Genomic DNA, 24315 nt, shown 5'->3' with positions numbered 1-24315 from the left:
AGCTGCCATGGATAGTTCGTTTCTTCAAGCGTGCGGCGCGCGACTTCGGCCCGCAGCGGGAAATTTTCTGAAAAACAAACCCTTGGCGAAGCTCGGCTTTTTCGGGGCCATGGAAAAAAACTCTCCTATCGGGCAACCGGGCAGGGGGAAATTTTCATCGCCCCAGTATAGCGGCGGACGGGGGGGGGAAGCAAACGGTCCGCCCGCGTCGCGTTGCCCGCGGCGCATGTGCTACCATGCGGGCGGCATGCGCTATTTTAACGTTGCGTTCGCTTGTGTCGCGGCGGGTCTCGCCCTTTCCTGCCTGGGGTGCGGCACGCCGGCGCCCGCTCCCGTTGTCAGGGAATGGCTGACGCAGCAGTACGACCTTGCGGGAACGGGCGTGTCGCCGGGCCCGGGCCCGCGGCAGCTGACCCACATCGTGTGGGAGCTCGAAACCGGCGGCGCGATCTGGAGCGGCGCCGTCGTGACGGAGGAGCGGGTGTTCTTCGGCAACCAACATAGCCAGTTCGTCGCCGTCGAGCGCGCAAGCGGAACCCTGGTATGGAACAACGACCTGGGCCCGGGCGCCGTCATTCGCCGCATGCCCACCCTCTACGAGGGAACGCTTTACGTCGCCGCCCAGCATGGCCACCTCTTTGCGCTCGACGCCGAAAGCGGGGAGATTCGGTGGACGTTTCTTTCGGAGGACGCCCATCACGACCACCCCGGCAAGATGGCCTTCAGCGCTTCGCCGCGTGTCAAGGACGGGCTCGTCTATGCACCCTGCATGGACGGAAAGCTCTACGTCATCGACGCCTCCTCGGGAGAGGAGGTATGGAAATTTTCCAACTCGGCCGGACAGGGCATCGCCGCCGCGCCGGCCATCCGCGACTCCATGCTTTACCTCGGCACGATGGCGCGGACAGACACCCTCCTGATGGCGCTCGACGTGACGGAAAGGAAGCTCGTCTGGCAAGCGGAACTTCCGGCGCACGTCATGTCCTCGCCCGCGGTGGACGAGGCGCGCGTCTACGCCGCCGCCGGGAACGGCGGAATCTACGCCTTCGACGCAAAGGGCGGCGAGAAACTCTGGACGTTCACGGCGGAGTACGCCGTGTTCTCCTTTCCCGCGGTGGACGACGCGCGCGTCTACTACGGCTCGCGCGACGGCTACGTCTACGCGCTCGACAAGTTCACGGGGGAGCTCGCCTGGAAGTTCGACGCGGAAGGCTACGTCGAAAGCGGCCTCGTGCGCGCGGGGCCGCTTCTCTACGTCGGCTCGTCGGACGGCAACGTTCACGCCCTGGACGCCGAGACGGGCGAAGAGGTCGCCCGCTTCACGGCCCGCAACGCCGTTCAATCGACGCTCGCGGTTTACGACGAGACGCTATACTTCGGCGACATGAGCGGCTATTTCTACGCCGTGGCCGATCAAGCTCAGTAGGCCCGCCCGGCGCCTCGAACCCCGCTACCCCTTCACAACCCCGATGGGGCGCAGCTTCGCAACCTTGACGGAGAGCCCCGCGCCGGCGACGGCGTCCACGACGTCCGCCACGTCCTTGTAGGATTCGGGCATCTCCTCCGCGACGGTGCGGACGCTGGCGGCCTTGACGGTGACGCCGAGCTCGCTCATCTCCTCGAAAAGCCTGCGCCCACGCGCCGCCCGGCTCGCCTTCTTGCGGCTCATCCGGCGCCCCGCGCCGTGGCAGGTGCTTCCCCACGTCTCCCGGAAACTTCCCTCCGTCCCCGTCAGGACGAAGGAGTAGCGCCCCATGTCGCCGGGGATGAGGACGGGCTGGCCGACCGGGCGGTAGGCCTCGGGGATTTGAAGATTTCCCGGCGGGAAGGCGCGCGTCGCGCCCTTGCGGTGGATGCAGAGTATCTTCTTTTTTCCGCCCACCTCGTACTCCTCCATCTTGGCGATGTTGTGCGCGACGCCGTAGACCAGGCGCATGCCCATCTCCTCGGGCGATTTTTTGAGGACGCGCTCGAACGCCTCGCGCACCCAGTGCGTGATCATCTGGCGGTTCGCGAACGCGAAGTTCACGGCGCAGCGCATCGCACCCAGGTATTTTTCCGCCTCGGGCGAATGAAGCGGCGCGCAGCAGAGCTGCCGGTCGGGAAGCTCGATGCGGTACTTGCGGGCGGCCTCGTCCATGAGGTCGAGGTAATCCTCGCACGTCTGGTGCCCCAGGCCCCGCGAGCCCGTGTGCACGAAGGCGACGACCTGCCCCTGGAATAATTCCAGCCTCGCGGCCTTCGCCTCGTCGAAGACTTCCTCGACGACGTCGATCTCGAGGAAGTGGTTGCCCGAGCCGAGCGAGCCGAGCTGCCCCTTGCCGCGCTCCTTGGCGCGGGGGCTCACGAGCGAGGGGTCGGCGCCCTTCATCCGCCCGCCCTCCTCGATGCGCTCGAGGTCGCCGCGCGTGCCGTAGCCCCTATCGACCGCCCAGCGCGCGCCCTGCACGAGGAGCTCGTCCATCTCGCGCGCCTTCACCTTCACGTGGCCCTGCGAGCCCACGCCCGAGGGCACGGAGCGGAACAGGGTGCTCATCAAGTCTTCGAATTTATCCGCGATCCCCTCGCGCCTGAGGTCCGTGCGAATCAGCCGGACGCCGCAGTTGATGTCGTAGCCCACGCCGCCGGGGGAGACCACGCCGCCCGCGTCCGCGTCGAAGGCGGCCACGCCGCCGATGGGAAAGCCGTAGCCCCAGTGGATGTCGGGCATGGCCATGGACTTTCCGACGATGCCCGGAAGGCACGCGACGTTCGCCACCTGCTCGACGCACGGGTCGCCGCGAATGCCCGCCATCATCGCCTCGGTGGCGAAGATGAGCCCCTCGGTGCGCATCCGGCCCTCGCGCGGAACGCGCCAGCGGTAGTCGTCGATTCTTTCGACGCTGAGATTCGGCATGGCTATGTACGATTATGATACCACGGCGGCGGGCGGCCCGTTCGCCGGCGGCGTAATGTTGACACGGCGCAAACGACGTTCTACCCTACGGAGGAAAGAAATTCCATGAATCTCCAAGACAACACGGCCATCGTGACCGGCGGAAGCCGCGGCATCGGCTACGCCGTGGCCGAGGCGCTCGCCGACCGGGGGGCGAGGCTGGCCATATGCTCCCGCACCGAGAGCGAGCTTCGCGCGGCCGAGAAGCGCCTCGCCGAGAAAACGGAAGTCCTGGCGCAGCCGGCGGACGTCTCGGACGAGCGCCAGATCGAGGCGTTCGTCGCCGCCGCGCACAAGCGCTTCGGCCCGCCGCACATCCTCGTGAACAACGCGGGAGGCCCCCTTCTGGAGACCCTCGTCGAGGACATCGCGACCGAGGACTTCGACAAGATGCTCGCCGTCGACCTGCGCGGCACCTTTCTCATGACGCGCGCCGTGCTCGCGGAGATGAAAAAACGGCGCGACGGCTACATCGTCAACATCGCCGGCGCCTACAACGTGGGCGGGGAACCCGAAGAGAGCGCATACAGCGCGGCGAAGTTCGGCGTGAGGGGCCTCACCGAGAGCCTGATAGAGGAAGCGCGTCCGTACAACGTCCGCGCCTGCTCCATCTGTCCCAACTACGTGGCGACCGCCCCCGCGGACGACGACCCGCTGATGCGCAAAAAAGATATGCTCCAGCCCGAGGACATCGCGAAGACCGTCCTATGGCTCCTCGACCTCTCGCCGGTCTCCGTGGTGAAGGAGGTCGTGCTGGATCACCTGGTGCAGGTAGACTAAGAATGAATAATGTTCCACCCTTCTTTCGCATGAACCGACAGGAGAACTTATGGACATTCAAGGCAAAACAGCCATCGTAACCGGCGCGAGCCGCGGCATCGGCTACGCCGTGGCCGAGGCGCTCGCCGACCGCGGGGTGAAATTAGCCTTCTGCGATCGCATCGAGAGAGAGCTGCGCGCGGCCGAGAAGCGCCTCGCCGGGCGCACCGACGTCCTGGCGCAATTGGCGGACGTCTCGGACGAGCGCCAGGTCAGGGCTTTCGTCGGCGCCGTGCGCAAACGGTTCGGCACGCCTGACATCCTCGTGAACAACGCGGGCATCTCCGGCTCGTATGCCATCGTTGAGGACACCACGCCCAAGGAATTCGACGAGATTCTTGCCACCAACCTGCGCGGCACCTTTCTCGTGACGCGCGCCGTGCTCCCGGAGATGAAGAAGCGGCGCAACGGCTACATCATCAACATCGCCTCCATCGCGGGCAAGGAGGGCGGTGCCGACATGAGCGCCTACTGCGCCTCGAAGTTCGGCGTAGTGGGCTTCACCGAGAGCCTGATAGAGGAGGCGCGTTCGCACAACGTCCGCGCCTGCTCCATCTGCCCCGAATGCGTGGCGACCCCCATGACGCGCGACGAGCCCATACCTAAGGAAGAGATGCTCCAGCCCGAGGACATCGCGAAAACCGTCCTCTGGCTTCTCGACCTCTCGCCGGTCTCCGTGGTGAAGGACGTCGTTCTGGATCGCATGGGGGAGGAAGAGTAATCAAGAATCGACAGGAGAACTTATGGACATTCAAGGCAAAACGGCCATAATAACCGGAGGGAGCCGCGGCATCGGCTACGCCGTGGCCGAGGCGCTCGCCGCCCGTGGGATGAAGCTGGCCGTCTGCTCACGCACCGAGAGCGAGCTGCGCGCGGCCGAGAAGCGCCTCGCCGGGCAGACGGAAGTTCTTGCGCAGCCGGTGGACGTCTCGGACGAGCGCCAGGTCGAGGCGTTCGTCGGCGCCGTGCGCAAGCGCTTCGGCCCGCCTTACATCCTCGTGAACAACGCGGGCGTCATCGGCCCGTATGTCCTCGTTGAGGACATCGCGCCCAAGGGCTTCGACGAGGTGCTCGCCATCAACCTGCGCGGCGCCTTTCTCATGACGCGCGCCGTGCTCGCGGAGATGAAGAAGCAACGCGACGGCTACATCGTCAACGTCTCATCCGTCTCGGGCAAGGAGGGCGATCCCAAATTGAGCGCCTACAGCGCCTCGAAGTTCGGCATGGTGGGCTTCACCGAGAGCCTCATCGAGGAGGCGCGCTCACACAACGTCCGCGCCTGCTCCATCTGTCCCAACTACGTGGATACACTCATGTCGCAGGGCGATCCGGAGGTGCCCGACGAGGAAATGCTCCGGCCCGAGGATATCGCGAAGACCGTCCTCTGGCTCCTCGACCTCTCGCCGGTCTCCGTGGTGAAGGAGGTCGTGCTGGATCACCTGGTGGAGGTAGACTAGGCATGAATAATGCTCCACCCTTCGTTCGCATGAATCGACAGGAGAACGTATGGACCTTAAAGGTAAAACAGCCATCATAACCGGCGGGAGCCGCGGCATCGGTTACGCCGTGGCCGAGGCGCTCGCCGACCGCGGGATGAAGCTTGCCATCTGCTCGCGCACCGAGAGCGAGCTGCGCGACGCCGAGAAGCGCCTCGCCGGGCGCACCGACGTCCTGGCGCAGGCGGTGGACGTCTCGGACGAGCGCCAGGTCGAGGCGTTCGTCGCCGCCGTGCGCGAGCGCCTCGGCCCGCCCTACATCCTAGTGAACAACGCGGGCATCTTCATCTCGTTATCCCTCATCGAGGGCACCGCGCCCAAGGAATTCGACGAGACGCTCGCCGTCAACCTGCGCGGCACCTTTCTCATGACGCGCGCCGTCCTCGCGGAGATGAAGAAGCAGCGCGACGGCTACATCTTCAACATCTCCTCCACCTCGGGCAAGGAGGGCGAGGAAGAATCGAGCGCCTACTGCGCCTCGAAGTTCGCCATGATAGGCTTCACCGAGAGCCTGATCGAGGAGGCGCGCTCGCACAACGTCCGCGCCTGCTCCATCTGTCCCGACTACGTGGCGACGCCCATGACGACCGACGAGCCGATACCCGCGGAGGAGATGCTCCAGCCCGAGGACCTCGCGAAGACCGTCCTCTGGCTCCTCGACCTCTCGCCGGTCTCCGTGGTGAAGGAGGTCGTGCTGTGGCGTCTGGGGGAGGCAGACTAGGCGTGAATAATGTTCCACCCTTCTTTCACATGAACCGACAGGAGAACGTATGGACCTAAAAGGCAAAACAGCCATCGTAACCGGAGGAAGCCGCGGCATCGGCTACGCCGTGGCCGAGGGACTCGCCGACCGAGGGATGAAGCTGGCCATCTGCTCACGCACCGAGAGCGAGCTGCGCGCGGCCGAGAAGCGCCTCGCCGGGCGCACCGACATCCTGGCGCAGCCGACGGACGTCTCGGACGAGCGCCAGGTCGAGGCGTTCGTCGGCGCCGCTCGCAAGCGCCTCGGCCCGCCTTACATCCTCGTGAACAACGCGGGCGTCATCGGCTCGGACGACCTCATCGAGGACATCGCGCCCAAGGACTTCGACGAGATGCTCGCCATCGACCTGCGCGGCACCTTTCTCATGACGCGCGCCGTGCTCGCGGAGATGAAAAAGCAGCGCGACGGATACATCGTCAACATCGCCTCCTATTCGGGCAAGCGGGGCATGGCCGAATCGAGCGCCTACTGCGCCGCGAAGTTCGGCATGGTGGGCTTCACCGAGAGCCTGATAGAGGAAGGGCGCCCGCACAACGTCCGCGCTTGCTCCATCTGCCCACCCTACGTGGCGACCCCCATGACGAGCGGTGATCCGGATGTGCCCGACGAGGAGATGCTCCAGCCCGAGGATATTACTAAGACCGTCCTCTGGCTCCTCGATCTCTCGCCGGTCTCCGTGGTGAAGGAGGTCGTGCTGGGGCGCCTGGGGCAGTAGGCCGGTTGTCGGAGAGCCGGCTCTCGATCCCGCAACGTTGCCCTTACCTTTGAAAAAAAAGAGGGAACGCGGGACTCGGGAAAGGCGTTATAGTAAAAACGATGTGCTATCATAGGAAAACAATGACGCCGTATAGACATTGCAGCCAAACGCCGCTTTCCGTGAAGCACACGTCCGTCTGGATTTTGGGCGCCGCCCTGATCTTTCTCTTGAGCGGCGGGGCCGCCGTCGCGCAGCACGCGCGGCATCGGCATACCGGCCATGTCCATGAGCCGAAGCTGCACAGCAGGTACGCAGCGCCCCCAGACAAAGGCATGGAGCCTCCGCAGAATTACCTCGTTGGCTACGACCTGACGCTGTATTCCAATAAGGAGCGGACAGAAATCGTCTCGGAGGCGTTTCGCGTCGACTGCGACTGCGGCTGCAACATGACCGTGGCCCGCTGCCTTGTCAACGACCGGAGCTGTCTGCGGGTGCGGCAGATGGCCGAGGCTATCATCGAGCGCGTCACCGGTGAGCCTTATCTTGATGTGAAGATTGACCGTTCGCTCGACAAAGGCCCCATCGTGGGCGTGGACTTGGAGCAGCTTCCGAAGGAGCAAGCCGACAAGCTCCTGGAACGCCTTAAAAACATGTATTGCGCCTGCAGTTACGGACTCCTCCACTGCCTGGCCACCGATCCGTGGTGCAAGGCGTCGCCGCTCATTCTGGTGCGCACCTATCGGGAAATTACTGGAAGCGAGCTTCTGGGCGCGACCCCGCTCCGCGTGAGCGAAGTGGAGGTTAAGACGTACGACACGCTTCCCGGCGTGGACCTCTCGCGCCTGAGCGACGAGCAGCGCACCCTCGTCATCAAGTGGGCGAACGAACGCCCCTGCACCTGCGGCCGCGGCTATACGCTTGCCGAATGCCGACACGAAAACCCCGGGTGCGAACGCTCGCCTGCCAGCATCAACGGCATCATCTTCAGCGTCCTCACGAGAGTCGAGGAATAAAGGCGGGGAGAAAAAGGGATTCCGGGACGACGTGCGGCCGCACGTCTAAATTTTCTTTGACAAGAACATAGACAAGTACGGCCTCAACTCCTCTTTTTGCTCCGAAGACAAATACTTAAATCCCTTGATGTCTCCGAGACATTTCTTCGAGCCGCACCTGCACTTGAAGGGTGAGGCGAAATCCCAGTCGGTCGAGCAATAGTTCCAGCTCAGCTCCTCCCCGGCATTAATTTCTTTCAACGCCCTGATGGTAAAATCCTCAAAGTTGATGTACGTGTTCGGCTCGCAGGAATGATTCGCGTTTCCCCAAAACCCGTCAATATGCGTGTTCTCGTCGACCTGGATGGTGGTCTTTGAGGGCTTGTTGAGAAGCTCGCCGCCGAGGCGGGTAATGGAGTCGCCTTTGTGAAATCGGCGGCCAGCGTACAAAGCTTTCCCGTTATGGTTTGTACGCACCTCCAGAGCTTCCGTCGTCGTATGCAGGATTTGCTTTTCCTGTCTTAAACCGTGAGACGAACCTTTCATGCAGGTATTTTCATCGAATTCCTTGGCCATGTCAAGGAGATGCGCCGGCTCGACATCGCGGAGGGGAATCGACTATACTGCCGTATGGAAAAACTTTGTCCGCGACGCGTCGGGGCCTTCGGCGGAGAACGCGATGCATAGGTATACCGTTTGGAAAGAACGGGTCATCTCGTCGGCCCATAACCTCCGCAACTACAAGGGCAGGTGCGAGAAGCTGCACGGCCACAACTGGAGGGTTCGGGTCTCGGTTTCGGGAAATCACCTCGACGAGGCGGGCATGCTGATTGATTTTGCGGACCTGGGCCGTGTGATGGAGGAGGTCTGCGGGCGCCTCGACCACATTTACTTCAACGAAACGGCGCCGTTCGACGACATGAACCCCTCCGCCGAAAACATCGCCCGCCACATCTTCGAGGAAGTGGACGCGCGGCTCAAGGACGAGCGTTACGGGGTCAGCGAGGTAAAGGTGTGGGAGAGTGACGGCTGCTGCGCGATCTACAAGGCCTGCTCTGAGGGCGGTTAGCTCAGCGGTAGAGCACCTGCCTTACACGCAGGGGGTCGTAGGTTCGAATCCTGCACCGCCCACGCCTGGGGGCTTGCGAGTTCCGTGGACAAGGCCATGCTTGGGCGCCTTTTGACTTACGCGCGCATGATACGATTCTCGCACACGGCGTTTGCCCTGCCGTTTGCGCTGGCCTCGTACATGCTTGCAACCCTGCGCTACGGCTTCTTGTGGGAGCGCTTTCTCTGGATCGTCGTGGCCATGGCCGGAGCGCGAAGCGCCGCCATGATGTTCAACCGCATCGCCGACCGCGACCTCGACGCCCTCAACCCCCGCACCCGCGACCGGGAGCTTCCCAAGGGGCAGGTGAGCCTTCAGGAAGCATGGTTTTTCTTAATTTTTGCCGTGGCCCTCTTTGTCTACGCCGCCCATCGCCTCAGTCCGCTGTGCCTTGCGCTTTCGCCCGTGGCGCTCGTGGTCACAATGGGGTACTCGTTCGTCAAGCGCTTCAGCTGGGCGACGCACCTCGTTCTGGGTGCCGCTCTCGGCATCGCGCCCGTGGGCGCCTGGATCGCTCAAACGGGCCGAATCCATTGGCCGGCCGTGATGCTCTCGTTCGCGGTGGCGGCGTGGGTGGCGGGCTTCGATATCCTATACGCGTGTCAGGACGTCGTCTTTGATACGAAGACCGGCCTCTATTCTCTTCCCGCCCGCCTGGGCATGAAACGTGCGCTCCGTATTTCGTCCTACCTGCATTTGCTGACTCTCCTGCTTCTGCTTTCCCTTTACTGGTGGCTTCCCCTTGGATGGCTGTACGGAGCGGGCGTAGGGATCGTCGGAGCTCTTCTTCTCGCCGAGCATGTAATGGTAACGCCCGGCGACCTCTCGAAAATCCCCACCGCCTTCTTCACCATGAACGCCCTCCTGAGCACAGTGTATTTCGTGTTCGTGCTCGGAGACGTGGTGCTGAGGTAAAAGGTCAGCGCCCGCCCCCGCCCCGCCGCTCTCGCCGCCCTCCGACGAGCGCCGTCTCGGCCAGGAAGCACGCGAGGGCGATGCCGAGCGGCCACTGGTAGCGCTCCTTATGTTGCTGGCGAATTTCCGAGTCGAGGCGGCTGCGCGCGAGGCCCTCGAGCGCCTTGCGGAGCGGCTCCATGTTGATGCGTCCGCTTCCCGGCAGGTAGAGGCCGCCCGTGGCGGCGGCCATTTCCTTTAGGGTTTCCTCGTCGAGCCGGCTCAAGACGATTTCTCCCTTGTCGTCCTTCTTGTAGCCTTCCAGGGCGCCTTCCTCCTTGATAGGGATGGGCGCGCCCTGGGGTGCGGCGATGCCCACGGCGTAAAGGATGATGCCGCGCTCGGCGGCCTCCGAGGCGGCATCCACGGGCTCGCTCTCGTGGTCCTCGCCGTCGGTTAGAAGGATGAGCACCTTCGACGTGTCGGGGCGGTCGCCGAAGGCGTCGAACGATTTGCGCACGGCGTCGCCGATGCGCGTGCCCTGGGGCGAGAACGCCAGCGGGTTGAGCAGATCGAGGAAAAGCTCCACGGCGCTGTAGTCGAGCGTGAGCGGACACAGGATGTGCGCGTCGCCGGCGAACGCGACGAGCCCGATGCGGTTGCCTTCGAGCGTGCGCAAAAGCTCCTGCAGCGCCACCTGGGTGCGCGTGATGCGGTTCGGCTTCAGGTCCTCGGCCAGCATGCTCGTCGAGACGTCCACGGCGAGCACGACGTCGACTCCCTCGACGTTCACCTCCTCGTAGGCGATGCCCCACTGCGGGCGCGCGAGCGCGAGCACGGCGAAGACGAAGCCCGCGGTGAGGAGCATCAGGCGCAGAACGCCGCGCCTGCGCGGCGCGGCGCGCACGAGGCCGTCGAGGAGCGCGGCGTCGCCCATGCGGTGCAGGCGCTTGCGTGCCGCGCGGCGGCTCACCCAGACGGCCAGCGGAAGCAGCGGCGCCGCGAGAAGAAGCCAGAGAATGCTTTCGTGAATCCAGCGCATGGTGGTCTCGTGCGATTCAGGGCGTCTTTCGGAACACGGTGAGCCCCAGGGCGATCCCCGCGGCCAGAAGCGCGGCCCCCGTCCGAAGATATTTCTGATAAAGCTCGCGGTAGCGCGTGTAGACGCGGCTCTCGATGCGCGTTTTTTCGAGGCGGTCGATGGTTTGAAAAATTTCTTCGAGGGCGCCCGGGTCGGTGGCGAGGAAGTACTGGCCGCCGGTGCGCTCGGCGATGGCCCCGAGGGTGGCTTCGTCGAGCTCGATGCGCACGTTCCGGTACTGCTTGCCGAATATGGGGTGCTCGAAGGGGTAGGGCACGTCACCGCGCGAGCCCACGCCGATGGTATAGATTTTGACCTTCAGGGGGCGCGCGAGTTCCGCCGCAGTGAGGGGGTCGATGCGGCCGCGGTTGTTGACGCCGTCGGTGAGGAGGATGACCATGCGGCTTTTCGATTCGGAATGGCGCAGGCGCTCGAGCGCCGTCGCGATGCCCATGCCGATGGCCGTCCCGTCATCCAGTTCCCCCACCTCGAGGCCCGCGAGCACGCCGTCGAGCATCGAGTGGTCCAGGGTGGGCGGGCAGCGCGGCACGCTCTGGCCGGCGAACGCGACGACGCCGATGCGGTCCTGGGGGCGCTTGCTCACGAAATCGCGCGCCACGTCCTTCGCGACCTGAAGCCGGTTGCGGGGGCGGAAATCCTCGGCGAGCATCGAGCCGGACACGTCGAGAACGAGCACGATGTCCACGCCCTCGGACGTGATTTTTTCGAACTCGGTGCCGAACTGCGGCCGGGCGAGAGCCACGACGAGCAGGGCGAGCGCCGCGTACCGCAACACCGGAACCACGAAGGCCAGGCGCGCCCGGGCGCCCCGGGGAAACCGAACGAACGCCCCCGTGTGCGAATGAAGGACGGCGTCGCGTCCCTTGCGCCACGCGAGTGCCTCGCGCCATGCCAGGTACACGAGCGGCGCGAGAAGCAGGAGCCATGCAGGGTGCGCGAATTGGAAGAATTCGCGCTCCATCATGGCTCTCCCCGCCCCGACCCCCGGTTTTCCACTCGGGGGGTGGGCTGCAAGGCGGCCATTTCCGAAACCTGGGGCAGGGGGCGGCTGCGCTCGATGACGTCGCGGACGTGGTGCAGAATCTTTTCCCCCTCCTGAAGAGAGGCCGTGCCCTTCGCGAACTTGACCATGTCGGCCCTCGTCAGCACGTCGTGGACCTCGCTGGCGTAGTCGCGGAGCGAGACATGGAATCTAAGGAGCTGGTGCGTCTCCTGCGTCGTGCGCTCCAGGATCGGCACCTCGAACTGGCGCTCCAGGTAGCGCCGCAGGATAAAGGACAATCGGTCGTAATAGGTTTTGAGCTGGCCGTGCTCGAGGAGCTGCTCCCGCTCCAGACGCTCCAGCGCGTGGACGGCTTCCTCGTAGGGCGGCTCGCGCGGCTCTTCCCGTGCGGCGTCGTAGCCGCGCCTCGACCTTCGCACGAGGTACCAGAGCAAAAGCCCGAGGAGCACGGCCGCCGCGGCAAGAGCGGCCCACGCGCCCCACGGCAGCTCGAAGGCCAGCTTCATGGGAGGCTTCAGGTCTGCCAGCTCCGTCTCCCCCTCTTCGAGCACGGACTCGACCGCGATGGATAGGGGCTCGAGCGAAACGCTCTCGACCCCGTCCTCAGTCTGGGCGTGAAACTCGAAAGGCGGAAAGAACACTTCTTCTCCGAGCGCGAACGGCGCGAGTTCCATGTCGACCTGCGTAATGCCCGGCTCGACCGGCGTGAGAGAAACGTCGCGCAGGTCCCACGCCGCCGTGGTCATGGCCGGCGCGAGGATTTCCGCCTCCGGCGGGTGCACGATGCGCACCGTGAGCGTGACGACGTCGCCCACGCGCGCCGTGGTCGGCTCGACGCTCGTGCTCAGGATGACCGGCGCGGGCTGCGCGGGCGCCGCAGGCTGCGCGAGCGCGGACGCCGCAGCCATAAAAAAGAATGACCAATAACCAACTACCAATGACCGATGACCGATGACCGATGACCAATTAAAAAGGAATTTTTTCCTTCTTATCGGTAATCTGTAATCGATCATCGGTTATTTTTAAGCGGCGCGGCGGCGGCGCGTGCGCTCCTTCATGAAGCGCGCAAGCGGCGGCCAGTAGGGCTCGCCGGTTCGAAGCACGAGGTGGTCCACCTGCGCCTCGCGTAAAAATCCGGCGAAGGCCTCTTCCCGGGCGCGCACCTCCGCGGTGAACGCCCGCCTCCATGCGCGGCTTCCGGTGTCCACCAGGACGATTTTTCCCGTCTCCGGGTCTTCGAACTCCACGAGGCCGGCTTTCGGGACGCGCTCCTCGAGCGCGTCGCGGATGCGCACGGCGATGACGTCGTGGCGCTGGTTCACGAGGCGCGCCGTGCGGGCCAGGGCCTCTAGATTCCCCTCCAGGAAATCCGAGAGCACAAACACCACGGCGCGCCGGCGGTGAATGTTATGAAAATGGGCGAGTGCCTGCGCGAGGTTCGTGGAGCGCCCCTCGGGCTCGAAGTAGAGGATTTCCCGGAGCACCTGGAGCGCGTGCGCCTCCCCGCGCCGGGGCGGGATGTAGCGCTCGACGCGGTCGGTCGCAAGGAGCAGTCCCACGCGGTCGTTGTTGCGCTGGGCGGCGAACGCGACGAGCGCCGCCACCTCGGCCGCCAGCGTGGATTTGTATTCGCCGTGCGAGCCGAAGCGGAGCGACGCGCTCGCGTCCACCAGCAGCATGACGGTGAGCTCCCGCTCCTCGACGAAAATTTTCACGAACGGCGAGCCCATGCGCGCCGTCACGTTCCAGTCGATGGAGCGCACGTCGTCGCCGGGTTGGTACTCGCGCACCTCGGAGAATTCCATGCCGCGCCCCCGGAACACGCTGTGGTAGGAGCCCGCGATGCCGCGGTCCACGATCTTCTTCGACGTGATCTCGAGGCGCCGAACTTTTTTTAGGATTTCGCTGGGCTGCATGATAGTTTTATGACCGATGACCAATGACCGATAACCAATAATTAAAAAGGAATTTTTTCCTTATTATCGGTAATCGATAATCGGTAATCGGTCATTTTTATTACGGTACTTCCACGCCGTCGAAAATTTTCCGGATGACGCCGTCGGTCGTAGTGTTCTCGGCGAGCGCCTCGTACGTCAGTATGATGCGGTGGCGGAGGACGTCGTAGCCGATGGTCTTCACGTCCTCGGGCGTCACGTAGCCGCGGCCCCGCAGGAAGGCATGGGCGCGCGCGGCCTTGAGGAGGTAGAGCGAGGCGCGCGGCGAGGCGCCGTACTCGATGAGGCCCGCCAGGTCGAGGCCGAACTCTTTCGGCTCGCGCGTCGCGTAGACGAGGTTCACGATGTAGTCCTTGACCTTGTCGTCCACGTAGACCGACTCGACCGTGTCGCGCGTGCGCAGGATGTCCTCCCTCGCCACGACCGCCGAGGCCTCGGGCACCGCCCGCAGCCCCATGCGCTCCATGATGGTCTTCTCCTCCTCCTTCGAGGGGTAGCCCACCTTGACCTTCATCATGAAGCGGTCCACCTGCGCCTCGGGAAGCGGATACGTGCCCTCCTGCTCGATGGGGTTCTGCGTGGCGAGGACGAGGAACGGCTCCTCCAGGGGATACGTCTTGTCGCCGATGGTGATTTGCCTCTCCTGCATCGCCTCCAGGAGGGCGGACTGCACCTTCGCGGGCGCGCGGTTAATCTCGTCGGCCAGAATGAGGTGGGCGAAGAGGGGGCCCTTGCGGGGCACGAACGAGCCGTCCTTCTGGCTGTAGATGAGCGTACCCACCAGGTCGGCCGGAAGCAGGTCGGGCGTAAACTGGATGCGGCTGAAGCTGGCATCGATGGCCGCCGCCGTGGTGCTCACGGCCAGGGTCTTCGCAAGCCCGGGTACGCCCTCGAGGAGGATGTGCCCCGGCGCAAGAAGGCCGATCAGAATTCGCTCCACGAGGTCGTTCTGGCCCACTATGACCTTGCGTATCTCGCTCGTGAGCGCCCGCAGGGAGGCTCCGTCGCGCTCAATCTGTGCTTGAATTGCGGCTACGTCCATAGGGTTCGTGTTTCTCCTGTTTTTGCTAGTAGGAAACGCTTCATCTTAGCAAAAGGTTCGGGGGAAGGGCAAACGGCGGGCTTACGCTTCCTCCGGCGTCCACCTCAGGCGCAGCTTGCGCGCGGCGCGCACCTCGTCGAGGCGGCGGACGGGCATGCGCACGGGCGCCTCGCGCAGAATCTCGGGATTCTCCTCGGCCTCGCGGGCGATCTGCTTCATGGCCGCAACGAAGCGGTCTAGCTCCTCGGTGCCCTCGGTCTCCGTCGGCTCGATCATGAGCGCGCCCTTCACGATGAGCGGAAAGAACACCGTGGGCGGGTGGAACCCGAGGTCGAGGAGGCGCTTGGCGACGTCGAGCGCCGAAACGTCGTGCTCGCGCTGGCGGGCGTCGGAGAAGACGACTTCGTGGAGCGAGGGGGTCTCGTACGGAAGCTCGTAGTCGTCCTTGAGCTTCGCGCGAAGATAGTTCGCGTTGAGGACGGCGTTTCCGCTCACCTCGCGCAGTCCCTCGTGCCCCAGCGTGCGGAGGTAGGCGTACGCGCGCACGAGGACGCCGAAGTTTCCGCAGAAGCTGCGCATCCGGCCGATGCTCCGCGGGCGGTCCCTGTCGAAACGGTAGTACCCCTCCTCGTTCCGCCGGATGCGCGGAACGGGAAGGCAGGGCTCGAGGAATCGTTTCACGGCGACGCACCCCCCGCCGGGGCCCCCGCCCCCGTGCGGCGTCGAGAACGTCTTGTGCAGGTTGAGGTGGATGATGTCCACGCCGGCGTCGCCGGGGCGGTGGCGGCCGAGGAAGGCGTTCATGTTCGCGCCGTCGCAGTAGAGGAGCGAGCCGTTCTGATGAAGAAGCTCGGCGATCTCGACGACGTCGCTCTCGAAGATCCCGAGCGTGTTGGGGTTGGTCATCATGAGGGCGGCGACGGACGGGGTGAGTTTTTTCTTGAATTCCGCCAGGTCGATGCGTCCCGTTTCGTCGGAGGGAATTTCCACGGACTCGTAGCCCGCCAGGGTCGCGCTGGCCGGGTTCGTCCCGTGGGCCGAGTCCGGTATGAGCACCTCGGTGCGCTGCTCGCCCCGGTGGTCGAAGTGGGCGCGTGCTATGAGAAGGCCCGTGAATTCGCCGTGGGAGCCCGCCGCGAGCTGAAGAGCCGCCGCGTCCATACCCGTGACGGCGCAAAGGTAGCGCTCCAGCTTCCACACGAGGCCGAGCGCCCCCTGGATGTCCGAGTCATGCTGGCACGGGTGGAGGTTCACGAACCCGGGAAGGCGCGCCGCGTCCTCGTGGAGCTTCGGGTTGTACTTCATCGTGCACGAGCCGAGCGGGTACATTCCCTCGTCGATGCTCGTGTTCCACTTCGAGAGGCGCGTGTAGTGGCGGACGACGTCCACCTCGGAAAGCTCGGGGAAATTCTCGATGTCGTCCCTGAGGAGCGCCCCGTCGAGTCCGAGCGGCGCCTTTTCTTCTTCCTTGAACGTCTCGTCGGCGAAGGAGACGCCCTCGCGTCCCTCGCGGGAGAGCTCGAAGAGGAGTTTTTCCGAGTGGGTCATCGGAGCACGTCCCGGAACGCCTCCGCGGCCGTGACGAGGTCGCGCCGGCGGTTCATTTCCGTCACGCAGACGATGATCTCATGCTCGCGGCCCGGGTAGGTGCGCACGAGCGGGTAGCCCCCGACGATGCCTAGCTCCCGGAGATCCGTGAGCACCTCCCGCGAGGGCTGGGGAAGGCGGACGGTGAACTCGTTGAAGAACGGGGCGGAGAACGAGCGCTCCACGCCGGGAATATCGGTGAGCGCCTCGGCGAAGAGGTGCGCCTTGCGCGCGTTGTGCTCGGCCATGCGGCGCAGTCCGCGGCGTCCCATGAGCGACAGATAGATGGACGCCGCGAGGGCGCAGTGCGTCTCGTCGGTGCAGATGTTCGAGGTGGCGCGCGCGCGGCGGATGTGCGGCTCGCGCGTGACGAGCGTGAGCACGAAGCCGCGCCGGCCGTCCTTGTCCACGGTCTCCCCCGCGATGCGGCCCGGCATCTGGCGTTTGAATTCGTCGCGCGCCGTCATGAAGCCCAGGTAGGGCCCGCCGAACTGGAGCCCGAGGCCGAACGCCTGCGCCTCGCCCACCACGATGTCCGCCCCCTGCTCGCCGGGCGGCTTCAGAAGCGCAAGCGACAGGGGCTCCGCCACGGCGGCGACAAGCAGCGCCCCCGCGCCGTGCGCGGCGTCGGCCACGGCTTGCACGTCTTCGATGGCGCCGAAGAAATTGGGGCTCTGAATCACCACGGCCGCGACGCTCTCGTCAAGGTTCGCTTCCAGCTCCTTTTTCGAGAGCAGCCCCGTCTTCTCCTCAAAGGGCACTTCGATAATCTCGACACCGATGTGGCCGGTGTAGGTGTGCATGATCTCGCGGTACTCGGGATCGACGCTTTGCGCGGCGAGGATGCGCCGCCTATCGGGCCGGAGGCGCAGCGACATGAGGCACGCCTCCGCGGAAGCCGAGGCGCCGTCGTACATGGAGGCGTTTGCGATGTCGAGACCCGAGAGCATGGACATCATGGTCTGGTACTCGAAGATGGCCTGTAGCGTTCCCTGGCTACGCTCGGGCTGGTAGGGCGTGTAGGCCGTCAGAAACTCGGCGCGTTGGAGGAGGTGGTTGAGCGCGGCCGGTACGTAATGGTGGTACGCCCCCGCGCCGAGGAAGGATACATAATCCGTCGTCGGGCGGTTACGACCCGTGAGGCGCTCCATCTCCTTGCGCACCTGGTTTTCCGCGAGCGCGTCGGGAAGGCCGATCTTTCCCCGTAAGCGCAATTCCTCCGGGATGCTTTCGAAAAGCGCCTCGACGGAAGGCGCGCCGACGGCGTCGAGTAGGCGCTTCTGGTCCTGCGGCGTGTTGGGGATGTAGCGCATCAAGTGGAATTAATTGCCTTGCTCCGAAATATACGTCTCGTATTCTTCCGCCGTCATGAGCGATTCCACCTGCGCGGGATCGCTCAGCTTGACCTTGATCATCCACGCCACGTCGTGCGGCGACGCGTTGACGGTTTCCGGGGCACGCGAAAGCGCCTCGTTCACCTCGACGACCTCGCCAGAGACCGGCGCGCAGAGGTCGGAGACGGCCTTGACCGATTCGACCGAGCCGAAGGGCTTTCCGGCTTCGAGCTTCGCGCCGGGCTTGGGAAGCTCGACGTAGACGATGTCGCCCAACTCGCCCTGGGCGAAATCCGTGATGCCGACGACCCCGACCGAGCGGTCGGGGCCCTCGACGCGGATCCACTCGTGGTCTTTCGTATAGCGGAGATTCTCGGGATGTGTCACGCTGAATGCTCCTCGTGTGTGTTTCCTGCTCGCGCAGGCGAGCGCTTGTAGGGCGGCCCTTCGAGCACGCGCGCGCCGGCGCGGCGGCCGCGGATGTCAACCTCGAACTCGGCGCCCGAAGGCACCGCCTCGGCGGGAAGGTACGTCATGCCGATGGCTTTCTTTAAGAACGGCGCGTACGTGCCGCTCGTGACGTGAGAGAATTTCTCGCCGCGCCAGAGCACGTCGTAGCCGCGGCGCGCGATGCCTTTCTCTAACATCTCGAAGGCGACGCGCCTGCGCCGGACGCCTTCGGTTTTCTGCTCCTCGAGCGCGTCGCGCCCCAGGAAATCGCCCTTGTTCCATTTCACGATTCCTTCGAGACCGGCTTCGAGAAGCGTCGTCGTCTCGTCCATGTCGCTTCCGTAGAGGGGCATTCCGGCTTCGAGGCGCAGCGTATCGCGCGCGGCGAGGCCGCATGCCTTGACGCCGAGCTCCTTTCCGGCCTCCATCACGGCACTCCACACGGACTCGGCCTTTTCGGGCGCGGCGTAGATTTCAAAGCCGTCCTCGCCCGTGTAGCCCGTGCGCGCCAGGATGCACGTCGCGTCGGCCACGTCGGCCCGGGCGAAGCGGTAGGCTCCGACCTCGGAGAGCGGGTGCTCCGTCAGCGCCTGGAGGGCGCCCGCTGCACGCGGGCCCTGGACGGCAATTTGCGCGAAGTCCGCGCTTCGGTTCGCAACCTCGACATGGTTCGAGGCATGCCCTTTAATCCACGCGAAATCCTTGTCCGTCGTCGCCGCGTTCACGCAGAGGAAATATTCTTCGTCGGAGAGCTTGTGCACGAGAACGTCGTCCACGACGGTGCCCCGCTCCGTCGTGAGCGCGGAGTACTGCGCCCGGCCCGGGGCGAGGCGCGAGGCGTCGTTTGAGGCAAGGCACTGGATCTGGGCGAGCGCGCCGGGGCCTTCGAGAAAAATTTCCCCCATGTGGCTCACGTCGAAAACGCCCGCGGCGGTGCGCACGGCCATGTGCTCGGCCACGACGCCCTCGTACTCGAGGGGCATCTCCCAGCCCGCGAACTCGACCATTTTGGCTTTTAGGCGCTTGTGCATGGCATGGAGCGGGGTTTTTTTGACGGTCATAGCGCCTCGGCGCGGCGCACAATCTCCACGACCATGTCGTACTTTTCGAGCTGCGGCATGAAGTAGATGCCCTGAGCGCCGGCCTCCCGCATGCTGCGGTAGAGCTCCGCGGCGATGGTCACGCTCTCCTCCACCTGCACCTCCCTGCTCTTGTCCTTGACGGCCTCCATGCGCTTCAGGATGGCTTTCGGAATCGTTATGTAGGGGACTTCCTCTTCGAGAAACTTGGCGTTGCGGTAGGAGCGGATGGGAAGTAGGCCGACGAGCACGGGAAGCTCCGGAAACTCTTCCATGCGTTTTACGAATTTCTCCACGTCGGGCACCTCGTACAGGGGCTGCGTCATGGCGAAGTGGGCGCCGCCTTCAATCTTGGCGCGGATTTTCCCGCGCTCTGAATCCCAGTCCTCGGCCAGAGGGTTGACACCAACGGCGACCTTGAACGAAGTTGAGGAGCCGATATCGTTCCCCGCCAGGTCCTTGCCCCTGTTGAGGCTGTCGATGATTTTCACCAGGCCCGTGGAGTCCACTTCGAAGACGGCCTTGGCGTCGGGGTAGTCACCGATCTTGAGGGGGTCGCCCGTTATGGAGAGGATGCACCGCAGCCCCAGCGCCGAGGCACCGATCAGATCCGACTGGATGGCGAGCACGTTCTTGTCGCGGCACGTGTAGTGGATGATGGGCTCCGCGCCGGTCTCGTGCTTGAGAAGGTATGCGAGCATGATGGAGCTCATCCGGACGCGCGCGAGCGGGTTATCCGTTATGTCCACGGCGTCGATGCCCACCGCCCGAAGCATGCGGGCTGCCTCGACCATCGTGCTGCAGTCGGGCCCCCTTGGCGGGGTGATCTCGACCGTCTGGACAAATTCCTTGCCGAGCTTTTCGAGAAATTTCGAGGGCTCCGGCGCTTCCTCTTTCACGAGCGCCGGGAACGAAAGGATGCGCCCTTCCTCCGCCTTGGCCTTCGCCGCCGGTGCCGATTTCGCGGGCTTGGCTGCCTTGACCACGGGCGCCATCGCGGCGATGTGGTCGGGCGTCGTCCCGCAGCACCCCCCCACCACGCTCACGCCGCTTTCCAGGAAAAGCGCGGCATATTCCCTGAAGTAGTCGGGCGACGTCAGGTAGATAATCCGGTCGCCGATGACCTGAGGGTAGCCGGCGTTAGGCATCACCGCGAGCGGCACATCGGGAAGCGATGCGGCTTCTTTGTTCAGGATATCGTAGGTCTCCTTGGGGCCGAGCGTGCAGTTAATTCCCACGACGTCCGCCCCGGCCTTGGCCAGGCGGTGCAGGGTAGGGGAGACCTCGTCGCCCAATTTCGTGACGCCCTCGAAAGTGAAGGTCATGAGCGCCATCACGGGCACGGATGCCGCGGACTTTGCCACCTTGACGGCCACCTCGGTCTCGACGGCGCTCGACATCGTCTCGATGCAGAGCAAGTCGACGCCGCCCTCGGCCAGGGCCTCGATCTGCTCGCGGTAGATTTTCTGCACGTCCGCGAGCTTGAGCCGCCCGTACGGCTCGATAAGCGTCCCCAGCGGCCCCACCGAGCCCGCCACGAAGGCTTTCGTGCCCGCCTCTTTGCACGCGAGCTCGACGCCTCGAAGATTGATTTCTCTGACGTCCCCTTCGAGCTCGAAGGCGCTCAATCTCACGGAGTTCGCGCCCCACGTGTTCGTTTCAATCACGTCGGCTCCCGCGCGCAGGTAGTCGCGGTGAATGGAGCGCACGAGATCGGGGTTCGTCAGGTTGAGCTCATCCTTGCAGTACCCGAGCGGAACGCCGCGCGCGTTGAGGAGCGTTCCCACCGCCCCGTCAAACAGCAGGGCCTGCTCCTTGAGTTTTTTCAGAACGTTCGAGGCTTCTCCCATTCGGAATCTCCTTTGCTATCTTGCGGAATTACTCCATCTTTCCGCCGAGGGGCAAATCCCGACCTTGTGGGGACCGACAAGCCGAGGACATCGAGCGAACCGCCCATGGCAACTGGAAAGACTACGAGCACGGCACCTCCCTGGACACGGCGGCACCGGCCGTCGCCGGAGTCCGGTCGGGGTGCATCCGATTGTTATTCCCTGAGCTTCAAGAACGAAACGTACTGGCGGTAGTTCTCGTCTTTCGGGCGCCTGCTGTAGCGCTCGGCTACCGAGAGGTGCTTGCGGGCTTCTTTGTCGTCCGGGCGCAGCAGGAGGTATTCCCGGAACGCCTCAATGGTCAGTTCGGAATTCTCGTCCCAGAGGGACACGACGCCCCGGTTGTACCAAGACTTCTCGATGTACGCGTCCACTTCCTCGGGCTTCACCTGAAGGCTGTACCATCCGCGCGCCACCGTTTCTTGAAGCTCGCGGCTGTAGTAACGAACCTCCTTCATCCGGTAGAATTGGCGCAGGGCTTCTTCGTAGTTCCTCTCTTTAAAGCTTTTCAGGGCCCGCTCGTAGCGCGCCGTTTCCTCCTGGGAGGCGGCTAGGGCCAAGTCGACTTTTTCCTTGAAGTCGATGGCTTCCAGATTGGTTGGATTCAGAGAGGTCGATTCGGCGATGGCGGCCGCCGCCTCGGCGTACTTGCGTTTGGAATAGAACGCACGGGCATCTTTGAAAAGGCGTGCAGCCTTCTCCTTCTGCGCAGCCAAAAACGCTTCCTTCGACGGTCCATCAAGCTCGGGCTCCGGCTCGGGTTCCGGCTCCGGAGGCGGCGGAGGCGGCTTGGGCTTCGGGGCGACAACCTGCTGCGTATCCTCGACGGGCGCCGGCTTGGCGAACCACATAAAAAACGCCGCCAGCCCCCCACCGATAAGCAAAAGGATGACCATCAAAACGATCAGGAGAAGAGGCGCTCGGCTGGATGGCGGTGCGGCGATTTTAATCTCCTGCTGGGCCACCGGCGTGAACGGTTCGGGGGAAACAGCCTCGGCCGGGGTCGCTTCCGCCCGGGCGGCCTCCTTGCGCTCCTCGCCCTGCATCTTCAAATTGGCATCGTGGATGAGGCGGTTCGCTTCCTGGTGGCCGGGCTCAATCTGAATGATGTGCTCGCATTTTTCCGCGCTGGCCGCGTATTTTCCGGCTTCAAGAAGTTTCTTCGCTTCCTCGAGAAGCGTCTCGATGGCCTGCTGCGGTCCCTCGGCCATCGCCTCCGCCGTCATGGAGGCGTCGGTTGCCTCGAGCACGTCCTGCGCCGGCAGGTCCAGCGTGACCTTCTTGCCCTGCATTTCGAGTTCGCGCTTGGCCTTCTCGATTCGCCGGAGCGCGGTTCTGTGGTTCTCATCCACGAGGAGAATCTGATACCACGTGTCGATGGCGAGCTGGCATTGACCGCGCTCAAAATACGCGTCGCCCTTCTTCGACAATTCCTCAATGTGCTTCTGCTCTTCGGGGGAAAGGGCCTTCCCCGGAGGGCCCGTTTCCTCAAGCTCGAGCGGGGCCTCCTCGCCCGCGGCGGGCGGAGCTTTGGGCTCGGCAAGCTCGAAGGACGGCGCCGCTTCTTCTCCCTGCGGCTCCGGCATTTCAATCTCGCCGGGCGATTCGGCCGAGGCCGAGGCTTCTATCTCGTCAAGATCGAAGGACGGCGCCGCTTTCCCTCCATCCGGCTCCGGTGTTTTGGCCTCGCCGGGCGATTCGGCCGGGGACGGGGCACCGTCGGCGGTCGTTTCCTCCGCGGGAGGCGCCTCTCCACGCGCGGCGCTTTCAAGCTCAGCCTCCAGCGCCGCCTCCTCCGCACTCTTTTCCTTATCCACCACGAAATCGATTCCCGGCGGCGGCTCGTCCACGACTCGGGCGCCAAACTCCTCCGCCGCCTCGTGCATGCGCTCGCTCGTAAGGAGCGAGTCCGATATGTCGTCCACAATTTCGAGTTCCTTGGAAGCGCCCGGGATGGTCGGCACGGCTTCCGCACCGGGAGCCTCGGTCCGCCCCTCGGGAGCCGGAGCGGGCGGCGCCTCCTGCGGCGCCGGAGGAGCGGCTTCGTCGCCGAGCGCGAAGGGATCGTCGACGTTGATGCCGAACGGCTGCTCCCCGGCCTCCTTCGAAGGCTGGGCGGGAAGCGCGCCGCCTTCAGAAGCTCCTTCTTTCAGCGCTTTAATTTGGGCGATGCGCTCCTTGGCGCGCGCGTTTTCGGGGTCCACGTCGAAAACTTTCTGGAACTGCTCCAGCGCGGCGTCGTAGTCACCCTCGCCCGCCGCGCGCTCGGCCAAGCTAAAAATGTCATCCAGAAGGCGCTGATTAAGCGTACTCTGCGCCGTCTCCAGTTGTTTCGAAACCTCCGGCTGGTCCGGATACACGGCGAGAACCTTTTGGCACCAGGTGACAGCGTCATGATAAGCCTCATTTTCGAGGAGCTGCTGCCCCCGAAGAATGGCCTTTCTTAGACGTTCGTCGGCTGTTGGATCGCTTGGCATGCGTTCTTCCGCAACTTTCCTTTTCGGAGGAAAAAACACCCCCGTCGCAAACGGCAAACCTCGGTGCGCCGGGTGAAAAACTAGCTTAACAAACGACGCGTGTGTTTGTCAACTAACCGCGTCGCGCCCTAACCCCGATATAGAAAAAGAGGATTAGAAAGCAAGGCCTTATGGGATAAAGATTTTCCATCCCCAAACATTAGGGTGGCGCAGGCGCTTGCCTTACCCTTTCCTTGCTTCTATATCGGGATTGGGGAGGAGCGTCGGTGCTTGACAATTTCCCGTAAGCGTGTATTATACGTCTTTACCTTATGCACACGCTGAACGCGCTGCTACCCACCATGAATTTGGGGAGAATTGTGACCAGTCTGCTGGTAGTATTCGTGCTCTCCTTTGCCCCATTCGTGACCGCATTGGCGGATCCTCCTCGCTCTGAAGCGCCCCAGGAAGAACTCTCTCAGCCGGGCGAGGAGCGTTCACCCGCCGCTTCAGAACAACAGGAAGAAGGGCAGGAAACGGAGGGAAGCGTAGAAGAAGAGCAGACGCAGCAGGCCGAGCCGGAAGAGGCCGTGGCGGTAGAGGAGGCGGAAGAGGTAGAAGCGGTGGAGGAAGCGGTGGCGATAGAGGAGGCGGAAGAGGTAGAAGCGGTGGAGGAAGCGGTGGCGATAGAGGAGGCGGAAGAGGTAGAAGCGG

General features: G+C 64.2%; 23 protein-coding genes and 1 tRNA gene. 11 read left to right on the top strand and 13 right to left on the bottom strand.

Annotation, left to right across the window (positions count from 1 at the left end):
* Positions 1-247: 247 nt before the first annotated feature.
* Positions 248-1426: a PQQ-binding-like beta-propeller repeat protein gene (locus tag JSV08_03510; GenBank protein ID UCF81489.1), complete on the top strand. Its 1179-nt coding sequence runs from the start codon at positions 248-250 to the stop codon at positions 1424-1426.
* A 24-nt stretch (positions 1427-1450) separates the two neighbouring features.
* On the opposite strand, the gene JSV08_03505 is transcribed toward JSV08_03510, so the two are convergent.
* The gene (locus JSV08_03505) at positions 1451-2896 is read right to left on the bottom strand and encodes an RtcB family protein (protein ID UCF81488.1); all 1446 of its coding nucleotides are present in this window, start codon (positions 2894-2896) and stop codon (positions 1451-1453) included.
* A gap of 105 nt (positions 2897-3001) precedes the next feature.
* Here JSV08_03505 and JSV08_03500 point away from each other — a divergent pair, with 105 nt between their 5' ends.
* The 6 genes from JSV08_03500 to JSV08_03475 all read left to right on the top strand — a co-directional run bounded on the left by JSV08_03500 (position 3002) and on the right by JSV08_03475 (position 7723).
* Positions 3002-3715, top strand: a complete 714-nt coding sequence (locus JSV08_03500; GenBank protein UCF81487.1) for an SDR family oxidoreductase — start codon at positions 3002-3004, stop codon at positions 3713-3715.
* A 49-nt stretch (positions 3716-3764) separates the two neighbouring features.
* Positions 3765-4475: an SDR family oxidoreductase gene (locus tag JSV08_03495; GenBank protein ID UCF81486.1), complete on the top strand. Its 711-nt coding sequence runs from the start codon at positions 3765-3767 to the stop codon at positions 4473-4475.
* Between the two features lie 22 nt (positions 4476-4497).
* On the top strand, positions 4498-5211 hold the full coding sequence (locus JSV08_03490; GenBank protein UCF81485.1) for an SDR family oxidoreductase: 714 nt from the start codon (positions 4498-4500) through the stop codon (positions 5209-5211).
* A gap of 49 nt (positions 5212-5260) precedes the next feature.
* A complete protein-coding gene (locus tag JSV08_03485) occupies positions 5261-5971 on the top strand; it encodes an SDR family oxidoreductase (protein ID UCF81484.1) in 711 nt (236 codons plus the stop codon).
* 49 nt (positions 5972-6020) lie between these two features.
* Positions 6021-6728 carry an SDR family oxidoreductase gene (locus JSV08_03480; protein UCF81483.1) on the top strand — a complete coding sequence of 236 codons (708 nt, stop codon included), beginning with the start codon at positions 6021-6023 and terminating at the stop codon, positions 6726-6728.
* 122 nt (positions 6729-6850) lie between these two features.
* Complete coding sequence (locus JSV08_03475; protein ID UCF81482.1) at positions 6851-7723, top strand: hypothetical protein; 873 nt, start codon at positions 6851-6853, stop codon at positions 7721-7723.
* 45 nt (positions 7724-7768) lie between these two features.
* Here JSV08_03475 and JSV08_03470 read toward each other — a convergent pair whose 3' ends face one another.
* The gene (locus JSV08_03470) at positions 7769-8278 is read right to left on the bottom strand and encodes an SET domain-containing protein (protein ID UCF81481.1); all 510 of its coding nucleotides are present in this window, start codon (positions 8276-8278) and stop codon (positions 7769-7771) included.
* A 103-nt stretch (positions 8279-8381) separates the two neighbouring features.
* Between JSV08_03470 and queD the strand changes: the two genes are divergently transcribed.
* The 3 genes from queD (at position 8382) to JSV08_03455 (ending at position 9725) form a co-directional block, all read left to right on the top strand.
* Entirely contained in the window at positions 8382-8771 is a 390-nt protein-coding gene (gene queD / locus JSV08_03465) for a 6-carboxytetrahydropterin synthase QueD (GenBank protein ID UCF81480.1), read from the top strand.
* Positions 8762-8833 (top strand) — tRNA-Val (locus JSV08_03460). Before queD ends, JSV08_03460 begins: the two co-directional genes overlap by 10 nt.
* A 34-nt stretch (positions 8834-8867) precedes the next feature.
* Complete coding sequence (locus tag JSV08_03455) at positions 8868-9725, top strand: UbiA family prenyltransferase (protein ID UCF81479.1); 858 nt, start codon at positions 8868-8870, stop codon at positions 9723-9725.
* Between the two features lie 4 nt (positions 9726-9729).
* Here JSV08_03455 and JSV08_03450 read toward each other — a convergent pair whose 3' ends face one another.
* The 11 genes from JSV08_03450 to JSV08_03400 all read right to left on the bottom strand — a co-directional run bounded on the left by JSV08_03450 (position 9730) and on the right by JSV08_03400 (position 23505).
* Positions 9730-10746 carry a VWA domain-containing protein gene (locus tag JSV08_03450; protein UCF81478.1) on the bottom strand — a complete coding sequence of 339 codons (1017 nt, stop codon included), beginning with the start codon at positions 10744-10746 and terminating at the stop codon, positions 9730-9732.
* A gap of 16 nt (positions 10747-10762) precedes the next feature.
* Positions 10763-11770 (bottom strand): VWA domain-containing protein, encoded by a 1008-nt coding sequence (locus JSV08_03445; protein UCF81477.1) that lies wholly within the window; start codon positions 11768-11770, stop codon positions 10763-10765.
* The gene (locus JSV08_03440; protein UCF81476.1) at positions 11767-12717 is read right to left on the bottom strand and encodes a hypothetical protein; all 951 of its coding nucleotides are present in this window, start codon (positions 12715-12717) and stop codon (positions 11767-11769) included. Before JSV08_03440 ends, JSV08_03445 begins: the two co-directional genes overlap by 4 nt.
* 114 nt (positions 12718-12831) lie before the next feature.
* Positions 12832-13725: a DUF58 domain-containing protein gene (locus tag JSV08_03435; GenBank protein ID UCF81475.1), complete on the bottom strand. Its 894-nt coding sequence runs from the start codon at positions 13723-13725 to the stop codon at positions 12832-12834.
* A 100-nt stretch (positions 13726-13825) separates the two neighbouring features.
* Positions 13826-14806: a MoxR family ATPase gene (locus tag JSV08_03430; GenBank protein ID UCF81474.1), complete on the bottom strand. Its 981-nt coding sequence runs from the start codon at positions 14804-14806 to the stop codon at positions 13826-13828.
* Between the two features lie 81 nt (positions 14807-14887).
* Positions 14888-16354 (bottom strand): aminomethyl-transferring glycine dehydrogenase subunit GcvPB, encoded by a 1467-nt coding sequence (gene gcvPB, locus JSV08_03425; protein ID UCF81473.1) that lies wholly within the window; start codon positions 16352-16354, stop codon positions 14888-14890.
* Positions 16351-17706, bottom strand: coding sequence for an aminomethyl-transferring glycine dehydrogenase subunit GcvPA (gene gcvPA, locus JSV08_03420; protein ID UCF81472.1), 1356 nt, complete (start codon positions 17704-17706; stop codon positions 16351-16353). Before gcvPA ends, gcvPB begins: the two co-directional genes overlap by 4 nt.
* 9 nt (positions 17707-17715) lie before the next feature.
* Positions 17716-18114: a glycine cleavage system protein GcvH gene (gene gcvH / locus JSV08_03415; protein UCF81471.1), complete on the bottom strand. Its 399-nt coding sequence runs from the start codon at positions 18112-18114 to the stop codon at positions 17716-17718.
* The gene (gcvT, locus tag JSV08_03410; GenBank protein UCF81470.1) at positions 18111-19238 is read right to left on the bottom strand and encodes a glycine cleavage system aminomethyltransferase GcvT; all 1128 of its coding nucleotides are present in this window, start codon (positions 19236-19238) and stop codon (positions 18111-18113) included. The genes gcvH and gcvT overlap by 4 nt, the downstream gene beginning before the upstream one ends.
* Positions 19235-21106 carry a bifunctional homocysteine S-methyltransferase/methylenetetrahydrofolate reductase gene (locus JSV08_03405; GenBank protein ID UCF81469.1) on the bottom strand — a complete coding sequence of 624 codons (1872 nt, stop codon included), beginning with the start codon at positions 21104-21106 and terminating at the stop codon, positions 19235-19237. The genes gcvT and JSV08_03405 overlap by 4 nt, the downstream gene beginning before the upstream one ends.
* 194 nt (positions 21107-21300) lie before the next feature.
* Positions 21301-23505 (bottom strand): hypothetical protein, encoded by a 2205-nt coding sequence (locus JSV08_03400; GenBank protein UCF81468.1) that lies wholly within the window; start codon positions 23503-23505, stop codon positions 21301-21303.
* Between the two features lie 428 nt (positions 23506-23933).
* Between JSV08_03400 and JSV08_03395 the strand changes: the two genes are divergently transcribed.
* On the top strand, positions 23934-24315 hold a 382-nt coding region (locus JSV08_03395; protein ID UCF81467.1), incomplete at its 3' end, for a hypothetical protein.

Source organism: Acidobacteriota bacterium (genome assembly GCA_020349885.1).
GTDB lineage: Bacteria > Acidobacteriota.
This window is presented reverse-complemented; position numbering and strand designations above follow the sequence as displayed.